The 21683-nt window shown below is 38.1% G+C and carries 14 protein-coding genes and 2 CRISPR repeat arrays; of the genes, 13 read left to right on the top strand and 1 reads right to left on the bottom strand.

Features of this window, described 5'->3' with window-relative positions:
* The first annotated feature begins 31 nt into the window (after positions 1 to 31).
* Positions 32 to 1449: a CRISPR direct-repeat array (repeat unit 36 nt; unit sequence CTTAGGAAGGCACTACTCTCTGAAAGAGATGGAAAC).
* Positions 1450 to 3087: 1638 nt separating this feature from the next.
* The 13 genes from cas6 to acpP all read left to right on the top strand — a co-directional run bounded on the left by cas6 (position 3088) and on the right by acpP (position 20525).
* Complete coding sequence (cas6, locus tag AC3M61_RS00005) at positions 3088 to 3819, top strand: CRISPR-associated endoribonuclease Cas6 (protein WP_500778908.1); 732 nt, start codon at positions 3088 to 3090, stop codon at positions 3817 to 3819.
* A gap of 36 nt (positions 3820 to 3855) precedes the next feature.
* Positions 3856 to 5694 carry a TIGR02556 family CRISPR-associated protein gene (locus tag AC3M61_RS00010; RefSeq protein ID WP_500778909.1) on the top strand — a complete coding sequence of 613 codons (1839 nt, stop codon included), beginning with the start codon at positions 3856 to 3858 and terminating at the stop codon, positions 5692 to 5694.
* Positions 5687 to 6631, top strand: coding sequence for a type I-B CRISPR-associated protein Cas7/Csh2 (cas7b, locus tag AC3M61_RS00015; protein WP_500778910.1), 945 nt, complete (start codon positions 5687 to 5689; stop codon positions 6629 to 6631). Before AC3M61_RS00010 ends, cas7b begins: the two co-directional genes overlap by 8 nt.
* A 17-nt stretch (positions 6632 to 6648) precedes the next feature.
* Positions 6649 to 7368, top strand: a complete 720-nt coding sequence (gene cas5b / locus AC3M61_RS00020) for a type I-B CRISPR-associated protein Cas5b (protein ID WP_500778911.1) — start codon at positions 6649 to 6651, stop codon at positions 7366 to 7368.
* A 65-nt stretch (positions 7369 to 7433) separates the two neighbouring features.
* Positions 7434 to 9899, top strand: a complete 2466-nt coding sequence (gene cas3, locus AC3M61_RS00025; RefSeq protein ID WP_500778912.1) for a CRISPR-associated helicase Cas3' — start codon at positions 7434 to 7436, stop codon at positions 9897 to 9899.
* Complete coding sequence (cas4, locus tag AC3M61_RS00030) at positions 9896 to 10417, top strand: CRISPR-associated protein Cas4 (protein WP_500778913.1); 522 nt, start codon at positions 9896 to 9898, stop codon at positions 10415 to 10417. The genes cas3 and cas4 overlap by 4 nt, the downstream gene beginning before the upstream one ends.
* Positions 10418 to 10421: 4 nt before the next feature.
* On the top strand, positions 10422 to 11405 hold the full coding sequence (cas1b, locus tag AC3M61_RS00035; RefSeq protein ID WP_500778914.1) for a type I-B CRISPR-associated endonuclease Cas1b: 984 nt from the start codon (positions 10422 to 10424) through the stop codon (positions 11403 to 11405).
* Positions 11406 to 11415: 10 nt separating this feature from the next.
* A complete protein-coding gene (cas2, locus tag AC3M61_RS00040; protein WP_500778915.1) occupies positions 11416 to 11676 on the top strand; it encodes a CRISPR-associated endonuclease Cas2 in 261 nt (86 codons plus the stop codon).
* Positions 11677 to 11882: 206 nt separating this feature from the next.
* A CRISPR array of direct repeats spans positions 11883 to 14507; the repeat unit is 30 nt; unit sequence GTTTTGAGCTTCCCTATGAGGGATTGAAAC.
* 205 nt (positions 14508 to 14712) lie between these two features.
* A complete protein-coding gene (gene trpS, locus AC3M61_RS00045) occupies positions 14713 to 15696 on the top strand; it encodes a tryptophan--tRNA ligase (RefSeq protein ID WP_500778916.1) in 984 nt (327 codons plus the stop codon).
* A gap of 32 nt (positions 15697 to 15728) precedes the next feature.
* Positions 15729 to 16511 (top strand): mechanosensitive ion channel family protein, encoded by a 783-nt coding sequence (locus tag AC3M61_RS00050; RefSeq protein WP_500778917.1) that lies wholly within the window; start codon positions 15729 to 15731, stop codon positions 16509 to 16511.
* Positions 16512 to 16538: 27 nt separating this feature from the next.
* The gene (lepA, locus tag AC3M61_RS00055) at positions 16539 to 18353 is read left to right on the top strand and encodes a translation elongation factor 4 (protein ID WP_500778918.1); all 1815 of its coding nucleotides are present in this window, start codon (positions 16539 to 16541) and stop codon (positions 18351 to 18353) included.
* A gap of 49 nt (positions 18354 to 18402) precedes the next feature.
* Positions 18403 to 20139, top strand: coding sequence for a M3 family metallopeptidase (locus AC3M61_RS00060; RefSeq protein ID WP_029684006.1), 1737 nt, complete (start codon positions 18403 to 18405; stop codon positions 20137 to 20139).
* Positions 20140 to 20273: 134 nt separating this feature from the next.
* Positions 20274 to 20525 carry an acyl carrier protein gene (acpP, locus tag AC3M61_RS00065; protein ID WP_014452023.1) on the top strand — a complete coding sequence of 84 codons (252 nt, stop codon included), beginning with the start codon at positions 20274 to 20276 and terminating at the stop codon, positions 20523 to 20525.
* Positions 20526 to 20595: 70 nt separating this feature from the next.
* Here the strand turns inward: acpP and AC3M61_RS00070 are convergent, their stop codons facing one another.
* Entirely contained in the window at positions 20596 to 21468 is an 873-nt protein-coding gene (locus tag AC3M61_RS00070; protein ID WP_500778919.1) for a type I phosphomannose isomerase catalytic subunit, read from the bottom strand.
* Between the last annotated feature and the right edge of the window lie 215 nt (positions 21469 to 21683).

Genomic DNA, 21683 nt, shown 5'->3' on the forward strand with positions numbered 1-21683 from the left:
GACACCCCCAGAAACCCGAGGGCGTCCGCACCTTAGGAAGGCACTACTCTCTGAAAGAGATGGAAACACGGTATGGGAAGCATGCATTCGTACGGGATTCAGAACGGCTTAGGAAGGCACTACTCTCTGAAAGAGATGGAAACACGGTTCTGTCTCCTACAATGTGGGGAACGCCCAACAAGTCTTAGGAAGGCACTACTCTCTGAAAGAGATGGAAACGCATTGCTCTGATTAGAACCATTGTCTTGTCCATCTGATTCTTAGGAAGGCACTACTCTCTGAAAGAGATGGAAACTTCGTTCAAATGAATTTGCATTTTTAAACTTCTCTAGATTCTTAGGAAGGCACTACTCTCTGAAAGAGATGGAAACACGAACCACGTGGGCTTTCAAAAACTTGATACCTAAGGACCACTTAGGAAGGCACTACTCTCTGAAAGAGATGGAAACTTAGCAAAACTCATTTCCTCACTTTCTAAGCACTTCTTAACTTAGGAAGGCACTACTCTCTGAAAGAGATGGAAACACGAACCACGTGGGCTTTCAAAAACTTGATACCTAAGGACCACTTAGGAAGGCACTACTCTCTGAAAGAGATGGAAACTACAACCGTCCATTACGTTTCCACCATACTGTAATCTTAGGTGACTTAGGAAGGCACTACTCTCTGAAAGAGATGGAAACTTTCATGATACCCTGGGCGGGCACCCAGGAATACCTCAAGGCTTAGGAAGGCACTACTCTCTGAAAGAGATGGAAACTTTCCTCTTGACCAATAGTTATAATCGAATTGTAAATACTTCTTAGGAAGGCACTACTCTCTGAAAGAGATGGAAACTCGAGGAGTTTACCTGTTTTTGAATAGAACCGTTTAGGGATTACTTAGGAAGGCACTACTCTCTGAAAGAGATGGAAACGAACTCTTAGGTTACTGCTTATATGCAAAAATTCGTTCCCTTAGGAAGGCACTACTCTCTGAAAGAGATGGAAACTTGATATAGTCGGCAGTGACGTCAAAATTGCCGTAATAACTTAGGAAGGCACTACTCTCTGAAAGAGATGGAAACCTCTTGTTCAGGGATGAGCAGAACTCTGTTATTCATTGTTCTTAGGAAGGCACTACTCTCTGAAAGAGATGGAAACTTTCACTTGCTTTAAAACAAGTGTTTTCGAAACTTACGACTTAGGAAGGCACTACTCTCTGAAAGAGATGGAAACTTGTTATTTCGTGGGCCGGGTGGCCTTTTCGCCACCACGCCCTTAGGAAGGCACTACTCTCTGAAAGAGATGGAAACACTTCTGTAACCTTATTCACTTTCATTATCTCTAAAAGAACACCTTAGGAAGGCACTACTCTCTGAAAGAGATGGAAACCCTTCTCCCTGATAAGGAGATGGTTGTAGGTCACGTGCAACTTAGGAAGGCACTACTCTCTGAAAGAGATGGAAGCGTAGATATTTACTGCAACCGCGCATAGCAAAGATTTCAGCTTTAAAAAGAATTACTCTCTGAAATATATGAAAAAAGCGCGTGACGGTGATATTAGATATAGTTCTCAGAATGTGCTTTGGTGCGATATCCTTCCTGAGATTTATAAGATACCACCTCACGCAAGAGATGTAAGAGGTTGAATGTAGAACCGATTATATAGCAGCGCAGGTTCTCTAAAAAAGAGCTTTTTTCAAAGTCAGAAAGAACCAATGTTATGCTTGAATGGAGATTTTTGAGAAACAACAGTGATTTTTTGAAATGAATTTTGTAAAATAAAAATCATTGTGGTATAATATATATGAGAAGTTTAAGAGAGTACGAATTTTCCATATGATAAATTTTGTAACAACCGTTTTGAGTTTCGTTATAAGGGATTAAAGCAGCCTTCCTATTGTCAAAATCTTCATGAAAGTTTCATACTAACTATGAGGGATGTAAAGGGTCATATATTGACAATTAGGGACGTAAAGTGAATTTATATTAACTATGAGGGATTTTTCTAAGGTTTTTTAGATGTGAAAGTTAAAATGTTTCTTCTTAGAAGAGATTGGAATATTCAGCTCGAGCTAGAAGAGTCACTATTATTTTTCTAAGTATTTCGAATCAACAAACTAATCCTCAGCTTGGGTTGACATCAAAGTTGTATAGAAAAATAAATACATTTCTTTTTTCTTACTTAGCAGGGCTTCGGTACTCCACCAAATTGTGTTTGTCAATTGTGCTTGGTACCTTTCCTCATTGTATAATTAACATTTATCCGCCTATTAATCCTGCGTGCTCTTGGCCTTCCTTGCTGTCTATCCTCGCTAATTTTTTCTTCAGGCAATTAAAAAACTTTGAGCTCCCCCTTGTTTGAATGTGCCTCTTCTCTCGACATTTTTACTTTATCTTTCTGTTAGTTTCTTCACCGTGCATATGTGAGTAAGCTGGAATATGCTATCTGTGTGAAGAATACAATATTTCTGAACTTTTCCGATTTCGTGAAGTTGTTAAGAAAGAGTTTTTTGAACATATATTAGAAGTAACAAAGTTTTCAGACTGCAAAAATGTAAAAAACTCATGGAGTCATAAAAGGTTTGACATTCTCTCGTATGGTTTAAACGAAAGTATTTTAGCAAAGGTTGTTACTTTGCATAATAGATTTTGCTAGATATTTGTCAAATAACTTTTATTTATTGTGGTATAATAAAAACGTAGCGGTATAATATCAAATGTAAACAAAATAATTCTTTTCAGTTAAAACAAACAAGGTAATATGCGCTTTGAATTTCAAGAAATTGAGAATTATTACCGTTCACAGGTTTCTCTTCAACTCCCCCCATTTTGAGCTTCCCTATGAGGGACTGGAACATAAAACATTAGCTCACAGTTTTTCCATGGGAGTAAAACATTCCCAAAGTGCTTTTGCCCCTCTAATCTTTCATGCAGATAAAATATTTCCATATGTCGCGATGTGTTGGAAAATGACTGCCATTTTGAATACATAGAGGAGATCGTTTTTTTACAATTTGCATTGAGCTTGGGCATGAGTTTCGAAAGTAATCTTCATTTAATTGAAAGTACCAAGTACAATTTAAAGAAGTTGGGGGTAATAGAAGTGATTGCGAATATTACACTTGAGTTTGATAAACTGACAGTGCCGGTTCATATTAACCACATTCTTCAAGCAACGATTCTTTCTTGGCTAAGTGACGAAAATTATTCAAAGTTTATACATGATGTGGGGTATACTTATGGCAAGAGAAGATACAAGCTCTTTTCTTTTTCTTCACTGTATGGACCAAATACATTCGATAAGAAAACAAAAAAGGTAACGTTCTACGATAAGGCAAAATTTTTCTTGAGCGCAGTTGATGAGGCCTTTTTCGAGTATGTTTTGAACACAATTATTCATAATAGCTACGTTAGAGTAAGCAACCAAGAGGCTTTTGTATCAAAAATTTCTTTCATACCACCAGTTACTACATCGAAGGTTGTTGTTAAGACAATGTCTCCCATCGTTGTTTATGCAACTGACGATTCTGATAAGGTTCATTTCTTTTCACCACATGAACCAGAATTTGAGGAATATATAGTTTCAAACGCAAAGAGAAAGATTGTTTCCTACTTTGGAAAAGATGATTCGAACTTTACTATTAAACACATAGGTTCCAATCCGAAAAAGGCAGTTGTTCAATACAAAAAGGGGTTTTTTGTCGGTTGGAAGACCATGTTTGAAATAGAGGGAGATCCAGAAATAATAAACTTTTTGATAGGCTCTGGACTTGGAAGTAAAAATTCGGCAGGATTTGGTTGTGTTGTTCCAGTCGAACACGTGCAAGATGTCTAAGGTTTATATAACACCTTCTAAGAATGGGGGGATATGATGTTAAATGCTATCATTGGGTTGGGAAAAGTCTTACTTGAAAGAGAATCAAAGATTGACACACTGGTCAAAAAGCAACAGTTTGATGAGATAGTTAGAGTTGTGTTCGACCTTGACAGAAAAGACATAATTTTCTCATCAGAAGCTTTTGACGAAAGTAAGTTAAGAAGATATCTTTGGATAGGGAATAATCCTGGTAATCTTCCGCAGACACGTTTGACAACTGACATTGTTGGCAAACTATTTTCTGAGTCGATTTACAACATATACGTCAGGTTGGGTGATTGTAGTCTAAAGCTGATAATTGAAGAAATAATAAATGCTTTTTCCAGTTCGAGCAATTTTGGTACGATTATTGACCCATTAAAAATCAGCGACTTTGAACAAATTATTAAAGCTAAGCCCGAAAAATGGGAAACAAAAAAACAAATAGCAGAGAAAGTTGATGCGTATGTTAAGGAAAAATACGGTAAGAAAAAAAAGATACTTTTCACTGCTGTTGTAAGAAAAAAAGATCAAGAAATATTTCTTGCTGAGCTTGATGATTACAGAAACTTTTTATTGAACGAGTTAGAGGAAAAATCATTCGAAGATGTAATCGATGGGACATGCTACGCTTGTGGAAGACATGCAAAGGTTACTTACAAGTTTAAAACGCTAACGATGAAGGTCTTTATAAACGACAAGATAAATTTTGCCTCTGGGTTGAGTGAGGATGGATTTTCAAAAAACTACACCCTTTGTCCAGGGTGTTATGAAGCATTCAGCGCTGGTGAGAGATTTGTATTAGACAAGCTTCAGTCAAGTCTTGGAGAATGTCATGTTTATGTGATTCCAGAACTCTATAATCGGTCCAAAACGCCAGATTCCAACGAATTAGAAAGTATTGTTAAAGATGTTAGGTTGATAGTCGATGCTTTGAATCAATACAATGCTTGGAAACAATTTAGGGATCAGCTTCGCAGAACTCTCGATGAGCCTTTCTTGTTAAACTTCCTTTTTGCGGAAAAGTCGAATGCTGCTTTTAAGGTTAAAAAGCTTATTGCGGATGTAACTCCATCAAGGCTTAAACACTTATTTGAGAAGTTAGAATTTGTTTCTAGCGAGTTTTCAAACATTTTTCAGAACACAACATTTAATCTTGATTTCAAAAGTATTTTCGTACTAATCCCTGTTAAAAAACAGCTGTTCAATGAAGTATACAATATCTACGAAGCTCTGCTCTTGGGCAAACCACTCAATGAGCGTTGGATTGTTTCAAAATTCTTAGATGCACTTAAAATGCGTTATTTTGAAACATATGCTGACTGCTATACTTTCTCACGACCTTATGAATTCGAACATATGATACTTCTATCTAATGCGTTTTATGCGTACCTTAGAGAGCTTGGAATTTTGAAGGGGGTGGATGAGAAGATGGACGACATTTTAGAAAGCTTAGAAAGTATTGATAAAGATTTGGCAAGTTACGTTGCAAAAACTGGATATGATGCGCAGAGGTTGGCGTTGTTTTTATTGGGGGTTTTGGTTGCTGAGATTGCCAAAACGCAGTGGAAAGCAGATGAACGGAAGCAGATCTTAAATCTCATTAATTTCAACGGCATGACCTTGCAAAAAGTCAAGATGTTTGTCACACAAGTTTTTGCTAAACTAAAACAGTATGATTGTTTAAACGCTTATACGGAAAAGGTATTTGGAGCATGCAAGGAGTACCTTGATAAAGCAGAGAAAGATTGGACCTTGTTACCTCAAGAAAATGTGTACTTTATCCTATCGGGGTATGCATATAAAATGAAAAGGTACATAACTTCTGGAGAAGGGGGAAATGAAAATGAGTGAAGTAGTCGAAAGAAATTCAGAAATTTTATTCCTCTACGATGCTCTACTCTGTAATACAAACGGTGACCCTGATGATGAAAACAGGCCCAGGTATGACTATGATACTCAGAGAAGTTTGGTTAGCGACGTAAGACTGAAAAGATACATACGTGATTACTGGATCAACAAAGGAATGGAAGTTTTTGTCGCCAAGTTAGAAAGTGGAAACGTAGATGCTAAGACCAGGCTTGAAGAGGCTTTCAAAAAAGTTGGTAAAGACTTGAAAAAACTTTCTAAAGAAGAAATAACTAAACTTGCTAAAGAATTATTTGTTGATGTAAGGCACTTTGGAGCAACCTTGACTATCAAGTCTCGTGATGGTGGAAAGGGAGAAGCTATCCCAATAACAGGAGCCATTCAATTTTCGTGGGGATATTCTCTGCATCCTGCGGAAATACTATCGTCTGCAACAATTACATCTGTTCTATCTGGACGCGACAGTGCCCAAGGTTCTGGTACGATGGGTAAGGATTGGAGAATTAAGTATGCATTGATAGGCTTCTATGGATTAGTGAGTGCTTGGAGAGCGAAGGAAAGTTTACTCACTGAAGATGAAGTTGAGAATTTTGACGTAACTGTGATTAAAGCTCTAATAACTATGGCAAGCACAAGAAGCAAGATAAACCAAAAACCGAGATTATACTTAAGAATTGAGTGGAAAGATGATGAAACATTTGTTGGAGACCTGAGAGATTATATAACTGTCAAAGTCAAAACACCTTACAGTCCTGCTAAACTCGAAGATGTAGATGTTGATTTCTCGAGTCTTAATAAGCTGTTAGAAGAGAAGAAAGAAAAGATAGAGAAAATTAGGCTGTTCACGGAACGCGAATTCGAATCTTTGTTTGGAAGTTTAGAAATACCGCAGGGGGTAACATTTGAGAAAATAGAAATATAGCATTGGGGCTGGTAAATATGAAAGTATTGGTCTTTGATTTAATAGGTAAGGTAGCACATTTTAGAAAATTTTACACAAACTCGTCGTCATTATCGTATTACTTCCCGCCAAGAACGACTCTGGCAGGAATAATCGCCGCTATGTTAGGTTTTCAACGAGATAGTTACTATGAAGATTTCGACGAAAATGCTTTCATATCAGTTGAAATAAAAACCCCGTTACGCAAGAAAACCAACGTTGTGAATTATCTTTTTGTTACATCGCCTTCAGAGGTTACCGGTAAAAGAGGAGGTACTCAGGTTCCTTTAGAATTTGTTTTACCAGTACGCGGATTTGACAATCTCATTTACAGGGTTTTTTTCCATCATGAAAATGACAGGATATACCAATCCCTCAGATCTGTCCTACAAGCAGGTTCTTACAAATTTCCAATTTATCTTGGGATTACTGAGATGCCTGCACATTACATTTTTGTGGGTGAATACGAAGTTGAAAAGATAGAAAACAATACAGAAGAAGTTACTTCTGTTTTGAGAACTGATTATCTCTGTGACGGGTCGAAATTGCTTTCTGCTGAGAATTTGTTTATTGATCGCGCACCTGCCACATTTGAGAGTGGAAGAAGATTAAAAAGAGCATCAGACTATTTATTCCGTCCGGATGGAAGAAGTATAAAGGCGACCGTGAAGGAACTATTTAAAGTTAGAGGTTTGGACAGCAATATAGTTCCAATGTGATTCTTTGAATTGCGAAGGCTTCCTGACAAAACAGGAAGCTTTTTTCCTTAAAGGGGGAAAGGCGGATGGAATTCTTTGCTCGTCCTGGGCAGCTTTTGAAAGACCATCACAGAAATGTTTTTTTAATATCCCTACATTACCTGAAAGATGTTGGAATTGATATTGAATACTTTGAGTTAATAATGAAAATCATTTGTTATTTCCATGATTTTGGAAAGTACACGAGCTATTTCCAAAGGAAGCTAAGAGATGGAGTTAACAATAAATATTCGAGGCATTCTTTTATATCTGCTTTAGTAACTGCGGCGAGTTTGCTTGAGTTTGTTGAACAATACAATTTAGAGAACAAAGATAGCTGGTTGAAATTTTCCCCACTTATTGGTTACATGAGCGTTCTAGCTCATCATGATAACCTTACATCCATCGATGATTTTTTCCCAGAGTATGATTTTTGCATTGGAGAGAGCGAATTTGTGGGAATAAAAATAAGAGAAAATTATGACATCGCATCGGAACAATTCAAAGATATTGCGAAGAAACTGGATATCATTATCAAGGATTATGAGGAGCTTGGGATAACTTTACCAAAGATTTTATTTCAAAATGACGGACTTAGAAATGTTTTGTGTTCAATTGAAAATCTTTTTTACAAAAGCTACAGGAAAGCTTCAGAAGAAATAAAAAAACAGGTAGCAATGATGGCCCAGCTGATTTACTCCCTTGTTATAGACTCTGACAAAAAAGATGCCTCTGGGTATGTTATCGATGAAAGACCGGATATTCCTTCCAACATCGTCAAACTATTCAAAGCCAATTTTCTAAATAACGAAGGATTATCACAAAAGATAATCGACATTAGAGAAAGGCTCTTTAGCACTGTCCAAGAAAGTGTGGAGAATCTCAATTTAACAGAAGATAACGGTTTGAAGTTAAAAATCACTGCCCCAACAGGAGCCGGAAAAACATTAGCAGTGCTGAATGCCGCGCTTATTCTACGCGAAAGGATATTTAGAAAGCGGGGTAGAAAACCAAGAATAATATATGCACTTCCATTTGTTTCGATTATAGAGCAAAGCAAGACGGTTCTCGAAGAAATTCTTGAACAATTAGAAGAATACGCGAAGTCACCAGAAAGATTTTTCATATCACACTATCACCTTGCAGAAGCAATAGAAAAAACATCAAGTGTTAAAGAACAAAACAAACCAAACTTAGATGAAGAATATGATTCACAAAGTCAATTTTTGATTGAAAGTTGGGACAGCGAAATTATATTGACTACGTTTTGGCAATTTTTCCATACTTTGCTTGGTTATCGAAACAGGCTAATGAAGAAGTTTTACAAGTTGTATGGAAGCATCATCATTCTTGACGAACCGCAGAGCATACCTGTTGAACTATGGCCTCTCGTTGAGGAATTTATTAACATGGTCTCACAATACCTCAGAGCAAACATAATTATGATGTCAGCAACACAACCTGCGTTTGGAAAAAACTGGGTAGAACTGAACAAAGGTTATGAAGATATGTTTAACAACTTAAGTAGAACAGAGATTCACATTTTGAGAAAACAAGTGGATGAATTTTCGAAGATAGTAAAGCTTGTTTTAGAACAAAATTATGATAAATACTCATTCTTGTTTGTTTTTAACACTGTTAAGGATTCTGTAGAAAAGTACAAATTAATCAAAGAAATGTTGTTCAAAGATAGTTATACCAAGTTGTTTTACCTATCTACGAATATTACTCCTTTGGATAGAATCGAAAGGTTAAGGAGGATCCAGGATGCCATTTCATCGAAAGAGAGAGTTGCCGTTGTTTCAACTCAGGTTGTTGAGGCGGGGGTTGATTTAGATTTTGATGTGGTTGTTCGAGAACTTGGACCTCTTACGTCTATAATACAAGTCGCCGGGCGATGTAACAGAAATTATCGAATTAATAAGGCAAAAGTATATGTGACAAACTTTGAAGAGCCAAGTGCAAGAAAGGTTTACGGGAATGTTCATATAGATGTGGCGAAGCAGATTGTTTGGGACAAAGCTGTAATAAGCGAACAGGAATACTTAGCTCTTTCGGAGTTGTATGCAAACATTATCGAAGAAAGGGGAACGAAAATAACCCTTGCAAAAGACATTATCAGAAAATATATGGACCTAACTTTTTCAGGAAAAGATACAGAACAAACACTCAGTGATTTTCAATTGATAAAATATATGCCCACTTACCAAATATTTATTTGCAAGAATGACGAAGATGAAAGGATTCTCGATAGACTAATTTCTATTCTACAAGAACAGAACAAAGACTTTAAAAAGCGCGAACTTGCTCAAATTAAAAGAAGCGTTCAGGAAAGGATAGTTTCCGTACCATATTTTAGGGCAAAAGAAGGTTTGATTCCACCACCTGTGTTAAGTAGATATGAAACATTGCGATTTGTTGCTAAAGAAGATATACACATGTACTACGATGACGAGGTGGGTTACAAGTTTTTTACTTCGGATTCATCGGAAACGGAGTCTTTAATATGGTGAACAAAGATGAAAAATTTTCGGTGGGAATACAACCTAATTGGTTATATTCCTATCTTAATTGCAAAAGAGAGGCTTGGTTGATTAGTCATGGTATAGAATCGTATCAAAGCTTTGATTTACTCGAGCTTGGAAGACTTATTCATGAAGAGTCCTATTCTCGCTACAAACATGAGCTAATAAATGCACCAGGTATGAAAATAGATATTGTGACTTCTAGGGAAAATAAGCTTTTGATTGGTGAAATTAAGAGTTCTTCAAGGAGGTTAAAGCAAGCTAAGTTGCAATTGCTTTATTATCTATACATTTTAAAGACACAAGGAATCAACGCCGAAGGAGAATTACTGATACCTAAAGAAAAAAAGAGAATAAAGGTGAAGCTTGACGAACAATCAGAGATAGAGCTCAAAAGTCTTTTGGAAGATCTCAAGAGAACCATTGAACTAGAAAAGCCTCCGAAGGCTGAATATAAAGCATTATGTAAGTCCTGTTCATATGGAGAATTTTGTTGGGGAGGATAACATGATGGAAACCCTTTACATATTTTCAAGTGGGACATTGGAAAGAAAGAATAACACCATCAGTTTCGTTGAGGAAAGTGGTAAGCGGAAGTACGTACCTGTAGAAAACATAAAGCAAGTGTATTTCTTTGGGGAAGTTGACATAAATAAAAGAGTGTTAGAATTCTTTACAGAAAAAGAGATTGTTGCACACTTCTTCAACTATTATGGATACTATATTGGTTCTTACTATCCTCGGGAGCATTATAACTCATCTTATGTTTTGCTCAAGCAAGTTCAAACCTTTATGGATCAAAGTCGACGATTGACATTAGCTAAAGGTTTTTTGAAAGGTGCATGCAAAAACATGCTGAGAAATTTAGGTGATTATAATAGTCAGGAGGTTGAAGACATATCTTCAGGGATCAAACAAATGGAGAAAGGTTTGCTCGAAGCGAAAAGCATTGAGGAATTGATGGGAGTCGAAGCAAATATTCGTCAGGCATATTATTCAGCTTTTAACTATATAATTAAGGATAAATCTTTCAAGTTTGAAACAAGGACAAAAAGACCACCTGAAGATAGCCTAAATGCATTAATTTCATTTGGTAACAGTATCATTTATACGGCTGTGTTATCTGAAATCTACAAAACACACCTTGATCCAAGAATTGGATACCTTCATGCTAACAATCATAGAAGGTTTACGTTGAATCTTGATGTTTCGGAAGTTTTCAAACCCGTCCTAGTTGACAGAGCAATATTTTCACTCATCAACAAGGGGCAGATAAAAACAAAACATTTTGTTAGGGGGTCTAATGGAGTATACCTTAACGAAGAAGGAAGAAAAATAGTAGTTTCGGAAATAGAAAACAGGCTTGAAACTACTGTTCGAAATGAAAAATTGAAGAGAAATGTGAGCTACAGAAATCTGATACGGATGGAACTCTACAAAGTTGAAAAATTCATTATTAATGATGAAGATTACAAACCTTTTGTTAGAGCATAGGGGTGGAAACATGTACGTGATCATGGCATACGATGTTAATGAAAAAAGGGTAGCAAAAGTTCTCAAGATTGGGCGTAAATACCTCACCTGGATTCAAAATTCTTTGTTAGAGGGAGAGTTAACAAAATCTAAATATGAGAAGCTTAAGGCAGAAATAAAAAAGATAATCAACGAAGAAGAAGACTCAGTAATGTTTTATATTTTAAAGTCTGATGATTTTCTGGAAAAAGAATTTTTTGGAAATCGGAGGGAACCAACAAATTTTTTGTAGTTTTCCGAACCTACAATAACGTAAAAAAACTTAGGGATCCGGAAAGACGTCCAAAGTTGATTTATGTGGCTTAAATAAAAGTCTTTGAGCCAAAACTGTGTTTTCCGTGAAAATAAATTTTACCAGGTAAATATCATTGTGGTATAATACTAAATAAAAGTGTCAAAACATAGTTTTTTTCATTCAAAAACACGTTGTAACATCCAGTTTTGAGCTTCCCTATGAGGGATTGAAACGATGTCAACGTGCGCATAGATTTTGCAAATTTTGATGCGTTTTGAGCTTCCCTATGAGGGATTGAAACTGTAGACAATTTTCCCACTGCGCGTGTTTACTTCAGGTTTTGAGCTTCCCTATGAGGGATTGAAACTTGTCATCGTTAATGCACCTTCTATCGTCGAGGCTAAAGTTTTGAGCTTCCCTATGAGGGATTGAAACTTGTCATCGTTAATGCACCTTCTATCGTCGAGGCTAAAGTTTTGAGCTTCCCTATGAGGGATTGAAACTGTTCGAATAAAGTGAATTGAAGATTGCGTGACGGTTTTGAGCTTCCCTATGAGGGATTGAAACTAAAACGTGTTTTTTGGAAAAATTTGACACCTTTCGCAGTTTTGAGCTTCCCTATGAGGGATTGAAACTATTCGAGCGCTTTTTGTTTTTCTACGAGTTGTTCGTTTTGAGCTTCCCTATGAGGGATTGAAACTTGACTTTAACTCCCATACAAGCCTTGGATAATTCTCGTTTTGAGCTTCCCTATGAGGGATTGAAACAACCTATCTGGGATACCAACAAGCTGAGGTTTGGGTTTTGAGCTTCCCTATGAGGGATTGAAACAGGTCTTTTCGTGCTTTTCCTGTTTCGAGCTTCTTTGCGTTTTGAGCTTCCCTATGAGGGATTGAAACAGTACCTACGGTTGCCTTGTCGTAAAAGCAGTTCCTGCGTTTTGAGCTTCCCTATGAGGGATTGAAACCAATGAATTCAATCTTGCGATTGTTTGCAGGTGTGTGTTTTGAGCTTCCCTATGAGGGATTGAAACTTGTTTTGTGTATAAACTTCTATTCTTGCCATCCTCGTTTTGAGCTTCCCTATGAGGGATTGAAACCACCGTGATTTATAGACTTACAACTCCTGAAATCAGTTTTGAGCTTCCCTATGAGGGATTGAAACTAGAGCTGATGATATGTCTCAGGTGTTTGTTGAAAAGTTTTGAGCTTCCCTATGAGGGATTGAAACCAGTCGAGATAGACAATTCAGAGATGACGTATTCTTGTTTTGAGCTTCCCTATGAGGGATTGAAACTCTTCTACCAGCTGAATGATTTGTGTATCATCGACGAAGTTTTGAGCTTCCCTATGAGGGATTGAAACAATGCTTATGCTAAAGCTCACCTCGCTAACGTCGTGTTTTGAGCTTCCCTATGAGGGATTGAAACTTCGTCGTCAGGTATTGTGTAAGCCATTTCGCAATAGTTTTGAGCTTCCCTATGAGGGATTGAAACCGAAACATTCGATGCAAAGAACAAAACAGCTCGTATGTTTTGAGCTTCCCTATGAGGGATTGAAACTAATTTTCAACTACTATCTTCATAATTGCCTCCTACCGGTTTTGAGCTTCCCTATGAGGGATTGAAACATCACTGCTTGACACTTGCGAATATTTGCCTTTAAGTTTTGAGCTTCCCTATGAGGGATTGAAACCAAGAACCTTCACAAAACCTTTCATACCTACCTTCCTGTTTTGAGCTTCCCTATGAGGGATTGAAACGCGTGTAAGGGTGGAGTGTTACCTGCGAGCTGTGAGTTTTGAGCTTCCCTATGAGGGATTGAAACCCCAGACACTGAATGTATATTGTACTGCTTCTGTTAGTTTTGAGCTTCCCTATGAGGGATTGAAACCTAATCGGATACTCTTTCAAGAACTCCAATAACTCCGTTTTGAGCTTCCCTATGAGGGATTGAAACCAACTCATCACTGATTACATCGTGTATGGTATTGGTTTTGAGCTTCCCTATGAGGGATTGAAACTTTTGTGTTTTCCATTATAAACATTTATGATCGTTTCAAGTTTTGAGCTTCCCTATGAGGGATTGAAACAAAAGCAAGAATTACAGCGTGTTCTTACCGACTGTCAAGTTTTGAGCTTCCCTATGAGGGATTGAAACAAAAAGTGAGTTACTCAAGTTACCGAAGTTACCCAAGTTTTGAGCTTCCCTATGAGGGATTGAAACTACTACTCCACAAAATATCATATTTAGTTGTATTTAGTTTTGAGCTTCCCTATGAGGGATTGAAACGTGTAAATGAAAAACGATATATAGCACTCCCAAGTAAAGTTTTGAGCTTCCCTATGAGGGATTGAAACCATACATCCACACACTTATTTCGCCTTCAGATGGGTCAGTTTTGAGCTTCCCTATGAGGGATTGAAACTCAAACGAGCATTCTTCACAGCAGAAAGCGAAATCGGTTTTGAGCTTCCCTATGAGGGATTGAAACCTTTGCAAGAGCATATTTTGATGCAACAAATGTGAGTTTTGAGCTTCCCTATGAGGGATTGAAACTCGAACTTTCTGAAATTCAGCTCGAATATTCAGACACAGGTTTTGAGCTTCCCTATGAGGGATTGAAACGAAAATCGGTAACATCGGTAACACTGCTTCATAATCGTTTTGAGCTTCCCTATGAGGGATTGAAACATTCTTGCTTTGAGTGTTTCGACCGCATCTGCATAGGTGTTTTGAGCTTCCCTATGAGGGATTGAAACGGTTTTCATATATTGATAGAGGTACTGCGGAGTTTTTCTTTTGAGCTTCCCTATGAGGGATTTTATGATGAATATGATGAATGTTAAGAATAATCTCGAGCTTTGCTAAAAGAGTTTGAGAAAATGTGTTGAGTTACAAAGAAAGAAAGTTGCGAGTATTTTCCCTAAAAATTTTGAATCAATAAATCAATCCCCAACTTTGGGGATTTTTATTTTATGTATTTGTGGTATAATAACATCCGATAAATTCATACCGCAAGGAGGAAAAATCAATGCGCATACTCAGTGGAATTAGACCAACTGGGAAGGTTCATATTGGTCATTATGTTGGTGTTTTTGAAAACTGGGTTAAGCTCCAAAACGAAGGGAACGATACGTTTTATTTTGTTGCCGATTGGCATGCGTTAACAACGCACTATGAGGATACAAGTGAACTTAAGACAAATACTTTCGAGTTAGTTAAAACCATGATGGCGGTTGGGCTTGAGAAGTCAACACTCTTTGTTCAGTCAGCTGTCAAAGAGCATGCAGAGCTTTTCTTACTTTTTGCCATGGTCACGCCTTTATCTTGGCTTGAAAGGGTGCCTACTTATAAGGAAATGCGACAGCAAGTTACGGATAGAGACCTTTCGAATGCTGGGTTTTTAATGTATCCTGTTTTGCAGGCTGCCGATATTTTGATTTACAAAGCAGAAGGAGTCCCTGTTGGAGAAGACCAGGTGTACCATATCGAGCTTACTCGTGAGATTGCCAGAAGGTTTAATTATATTTTTAAAAGGGAAGTTTTCCCGGAGCCAAAAGAGTTGCTTTCAAAAGTTCCGAAGTTGTTAGGAACTGATGGAAGGAAGATGAGTAAGAGCTATGGAAATACAATCCCTTTGATAACTACCGAACAAGAGCTTTCTAAGATGGTTATGCCAATGGTTACGGATACTAACAGAAAAAGAAGAACGGACCCAGGTAATCCAGAGGTCTGCCCTGTCTGGGGTTATCACAAAGCATTCGGAACGGCGGATAACCCAGAAGAAAAGCAATGGGTTTACGAAGGTTGTACTCAGGCTAAGATTGGTTGTGTGGATTGTAAGAGGTTGCTTTTGAAGAATATGGTTAATAAGCTTCAGCCGATATGGGATAGGTATAATGCTATTTCTGATGATGAAGTAATAGCAAAGATGGAAGAAGGGAATGAAAGGGCAAGGAAGGTAGCTCAGGAAACGATGGAAGAAGTGCGTGAAGCAGTGCAGATAATGTATTAAAATTACAAAACTAAAGAAATGAGGTGTCGGCAATGACTGTGAGTTTGATTGTGAATATTACTTTGTCTGTTTTTACCGTACTGATTGCATACGTTATTCACAAGGTTATTATGCGTTCCATTGACAGGTTTATGTCAACAATAGGAAAGGAAGTGAAGGCTCCAAAAACGGTTTCGGTTATCCTCGGTTTTCTTATTTATGGATTTGCAATTGCAGTTATTTTAGCTATCTGGGATGTAAATCTTGCACCGTATCTTGCAGGTCTTGGAATTTCCGGTATTGTACTTGGTCTTGCGCTACAAGAACCATTAACAAACTTCCTTTCTGGTGTTTTGGTTTTGATGACAAGGAAGGTCTTTGAAGGTGAAGTTGTGGATATCGATGGGTTAACTGGCACTGTTGATGTGATAAAGATGAACCATACACATTTGATGACATTCGATGGAAAGCTCATTCTTATTCCGAATAGGAAGGTTTGGTCTGGGACTGTTACGAAGTTCTGGCCAGGTAAATATAGAAGGATAGATGTGGATGTAACGGTAGATTATTCAGTGAATATGGAGAAAGCAATTTCCGTTTTGAAACGTGTGCTTGAAGAAGAGCCTTTGGTTGTTAAGGATGAAAGTGTTTCGAATGTAGTTGTTTTCAAGGGGTTTGATGCAAGTGGTGTAACTTTGACAGTTCGATTCTGGACAGAACGTGAGACTTATTTTGATACGTTAAATGCGGTAGCAGCGAGGATTAAGAATACGTTTGAACAAGAGGATATTAAGATACCATACACAATTGTTGAGGTTATTGGATTGAAAAATTAAGAAGAAACACACGGAGGGTATGGATTGATGCGAAAGATAGAGAATGTAAGGAATATTTGTATTATTGCACATATCGACCATGGAAAGACAACCTTAACTGACAGGATTTTGGAGATGACAAATGCTGTAGAAAAGAGAAAGATGAGAGAACAGTATTTGGATAGTATGGATATCGAGCGGGAGAGAGGAATAACAATTAAGTCTCACCCGCTTAGGGTGTTTTACAAGGCGGATGACGGGAATGAATATGAGATAAATATCGTTGATACACCAGGACACGTTGATTTTTCTTACGAAGTTGACAGGAGTATGGCAGCAGTTGAAGGGGCCATCTTGCTTGTTGATGCAACTCAAGGTGTTCAAGCGCAAACTGTTGCAAATACATACAAAGCACTTGAGCACAATCTTGAGATAGTCCCTGCGGTTAATAAGATAGATATGCCGAATGCGAATATTGAGGAAACGGTTGCGGAAATTGAGGATTTGATAGGTATACCCGGCGAAGATGTGTTTAGAATCAGTGCGAAGGAAGGTATCGGTGTAAAAGAATTGCTTGAAGCAGTGATTAGGTTAGTTCCGGCGCCAAAGACTGCGGATGACGGGCATTTGAGGGCTTTGATTTTTGATGCTAAATACGATAAATACCGTGGTGCTATAGCGTATGTTAGGGTTTTCGATGGCGAGATAAAAGCGGGCGATAAGATAATGATGATGTCTTCTGGCGAGATTTATGAGGTTGTTGAAGTAGGAACGTTTACACCTGAGATGGTTCCTGTCGATATTTTAAAAGCTGGGGATATAGGGTATGTTGTGGCTGGGTTGAAGGATGTTTCTAAAGCAAGGATAGGTGATACTATTACTAAGCCAGATAATCCAGCACCTGAGCCGCTGCCTGGTTACAAAGAGGTCAAGCCGATGGTCTTTGCAGGTATGTATCCTGGCTTGCCAGAGTATTACGAAGAATTGAGAAAGGCTTTGGAGAAATACAAGCTGAACGATGCGGCACTTGTGTTCAAACCAGACCACTCACCGGCGCTTGGTTTTGGTTTTAGGTGTGGATTTTTGGGATTGTTGCATATGGATGTTGTAAGGGAAAGGCTTGAAAGGGAATTCGATATGGCGGTTATTCTTACCGCCCCGAACGTTGAGTACAAAGTTGTAACTCACAGTGGGGAGGAGGTATTTATAAACGACCCGGCGAAGTTCCCGGAAGAAGGCGAAGTTAGGGAGATTTATGAGCCTTATGTGAAACTGTCAATAATCACACCTCCTGAATATATTGGTAAGTTGATGAACTTGGTGCAGAATGAGAAACGTGGCACTCTGGTGTCTACTGAGAATGCAGGTCATGAGCGTGTTGTATTGCATTTTGAGGTGCCACTTGCAGAGATTATTTTTGACTTCTTCGATAAGATGAAAGCTGTCAGCCGTGGTTACGCATCGATGGACTATGAATTTTTGGAGTATCGAAAGAGCGACCTTGTTAAGATAACGATATACGTTAATAAAGAACCGGTAGATGCGCTCTCGTTTGTTGCGCACAGAGAAAAGGCTTATACAATTGCAAGGAAGCTTGTTGATAAACTTGCAGAGCTCATTCCACAACACCAATTTGAGATACCAATTCAGGCAAAAGCTGGCGGAAGGTTTATCGCACGCTCCACAGTCAAGGCACTTAGGAAAGATGTGCTTGCGAAATGTTACGGTGGAGATGTGACAAGAAAGATGAAGTTATTAGAAAAGCAAAAGGAAGGTAAGAAAAAGCTTAGAGAAATCGGTAATGTAACTATTCCTCAGGAGGCTTTCCTTGCCATGCTAAGAATTGGCGAGGAAGAGGAATAAGTAACACTAATTTCAGATGGTTAGATAATCCAACAAGGGGGGATGTGCTTTGGAGTGGAAACTAGAAAGGATATTTGCAAACGATGAAGCTGCGATAGAAAATGCAAGGATACATTTGGTAGATGTTAAGAAAATTGTTAATGAGATAGAGCGTGAAACCGCTCCTCAACAATTGGCGAAGTTGATAAGAGATTTTGAAGAGCACATGGATGAGTTTGCCAAGTCTATTCAGTATGCGTGGATGAGGTATTCTGTTGATACCGGAAGTGTGGAAAGCCAGAAGGTTTTGGGTATTATCCAGCAGTTGTCATCGGAATTGCAGGAACAGGATGCAATTGTGGAAGTTAAACTCGCAGCGTTAAGTGATGATGTGCTTGAAGAGATTATAAAACTGGATGGGAATTATGAGCATATGATTAAACGTATCATTGAAAGAAGAAAACACCTTCTTTCAAAAGATGCCGAGCAAGTGCTTGCACTAACTTCTGTTTCAAGAAGAGATGGGATTGCGAAGATACATAGCCGGTTACAGAGCTCATATACATTTGAAATGGAACTCGATGGAGAGAGGAAAACACTTACGGTTGAAGAGATAAAGGCTCTGAGAAGGTCTACAAATGGTGAACTACGCAAACAAGCAATGAAGTTGTTCCTTGAAAGGTTCCAGGATGATGCGATTGTCCTCACTGAAGTTTACAACCTGGTGGTTAGAGATTACGATACGGAGAGCAGACTCAGAAGGTTTCCAAGGCCTATCTCGATGATGAATTTTGCAAATGAGGTAAGTGATGAAATTGTTGATAGGCTTATAGAGGTAACAAATGAAAAGACAGAGATTTTGAGAAGGTATTATGATTGGAAATCCAAAATTCTTGGCGAGAGGCTCACTTTAGCAGATATATATGCACCGATTTCGAACAAAAAGAAAGAGTTTAGTTTTGAAGAGGCGAAAGATATAATTCTGGAGTCTTATTATGTTTTTGATGAGAGAGCAGGAAATGTGGTGGAATCTTTCTTCAAAGAAGAACGTATAGATTTGTATCCAAGAAAAGAAAAAGTAAGCGGGGCGTATTGTATCTACGCAACGACAAAACTCCCTCCATATGTGCTGACCAATTTCACAAATGATATGTACGATGTTATGACTCTTGCTCATGAGCTTGGTCACGGGTTACATGGGACGTTGTCGAGCAAACAGACGTTCTTTAATCACGACACGCCATTAACACTGGCAGAGCTTGCGTCTGTGTTTGGAGAGTTTTTGGTGTTTGATAACTTGAAAAGCAAGCTTTCTAAAGAGGAAAAAATGGCGCTTATTGCCTCTAAAATCGAGGATATTTTTGCAACAACGTTCAGACAGAATATGTTCACAAACTTTGAGATAAGGGCACACGATTTAGCGAGCAAGAACGGATATGTTGGATGGGATGAATTGAACAATATTTACCACGAGGAACTTGAAAGGGTTTTTGGAGATGTTGTTGAAATTCCAGAGTGGTATAACAACGAGTGGGCTTCGATACCACACATTTACGAAACTCCATTTTACGTTTACGCTTATAATTTTGCTCAGTGCTTGGTCATTGCGCTTTATCAAAAATACTTGGAGGAAGGCAAGGCTTTTGTGGGCAAATACTTAGAACTTTTGGAAAGTGGAGGGAGGTATTCTCCAGAAAAATTGCTTGAAAAGGTAGGTATAGACCTAAGAAAAGAAGGATTTTGGGAGAATGCGTTCAAATTCATCGAAGGGCTTGTTGAGGAATTGATAGTTATGGAAAAGCAGTAATTAAATATTGACAAAGGGAATGCCTTTGATTAAAATATAGCAAGAAAATTTATGATTTTTTCTTTGCAATTATTCTGGAAAGTGTTCGTTCTGAAATATTTCAAAAATATGAGAGAGTTAGGAGGGTGCAAAATATGGAAAGAGAAGAACTCTTCAAAAAAGTTGCAGAGATTATTTCTGAGAAGCTGAACGTTCCTATCGAAGATATTGAGGAAGATAGTCACTTAATTGAAGACCTTGGAGCAGATTCTCTTGATGCATTTGATTTGGTTATGGTCTTTGAGGATGAGTTCGGTATAAAACTCGAGGACGATGAAATTGAGAAGTTGATGACTGTAAAAGATATAGTTAGTTTGCTCCAGGAGAAATTGAAAGATAGGGAATAAGTTCAGCGAAATAGAAACGAAAAAAGCGGGCGAAAAGCCCGCTTTGTTTTACGCATTCTCTATGAATAGCCTAGATTGTTAGAAAGTTGGTAACGAAAATACCAACACCAAGTTCTTCAAGCAAGTTATCAACTTTGCTATAACTATTGTAGTCTTTGCAAGTATTTTCGTTGATAATCAGTTTGGCACAGTAGTTTTCTGAAATTTGTGTAGGTATGTGAACAACGAGATTGTTTTCTAAGTCATCTTGAGCCAATGATTTTTTCATGCAAAAATAGTTTGTTTCGAGACTATCGGCATTTTCTAAAACGATGTCACTTAGTTTAATGTTCTTACTTACTTGCAATGCTTTTTCTAAGTGTGTCTCCCTTGGTCTGCCCCAATCGTATATGCGGTAGGTCAAATCTGATGATTGTTGCACTTCGATAACGGTGCTCTTTGGTCCAAGTGCATGAACAGTTCCAGCCGGAATGTTAACAAAAGTTCCTTTCTTGACCTTCACGAATGTGAGAATTTCATCAATTTTATTAATACGTCCAGAATTTATATATTCCTTCATTTTTTGCACATCTTCGCATATTGCAAATTCCCCATCTGTTAAAAAATACCATGCCTCACTTTTTCCCCACGGTTCGTTTTCTACATTGCGCGCGTATCCATCGTCGGGATGGACTTGAACACTAAGCCATTGATTTGTGGAAACAAGTTTAATTAAAATGGGGAATCGTGGGTATTTATCATTGTATAGGTTGTGGCCAAACTGATTGATTGTTAAGCCACTTTCTAGAGTAGTTTCATACAGTGGGTGACCGGATAGAAGCCAAATTTCACCTATTGGGAGGTTAGTTTGTGATTCTGGTATGCTGAACTTTTTATTTAATTCAGGATTTCCCCAGACCATGGGACGGAATTGTGGAAGGGCTTTTACTAAACAGTAATTCATATCGTACCTCCTACGTAAAAATATGGTATAAATATTTTAGTCAAAAAGTAGGCAGGGCAGGACGACTTACTATCCCTTGGCTTTCAAGCCATTCTAGGAGTCTGTCGCCTGCCTTTAACCATGATAAGTTGGTTGGGTTTTTAACCCTTGTCACCCTGGAGGTTTGGTTCAGCAGGCTCCTGCCCTCGCCTTTTAACCAAATCAATCGAAAGGAG

It is taken from the genome of Fervidobacterium sp., assembly GCF_059913585.1.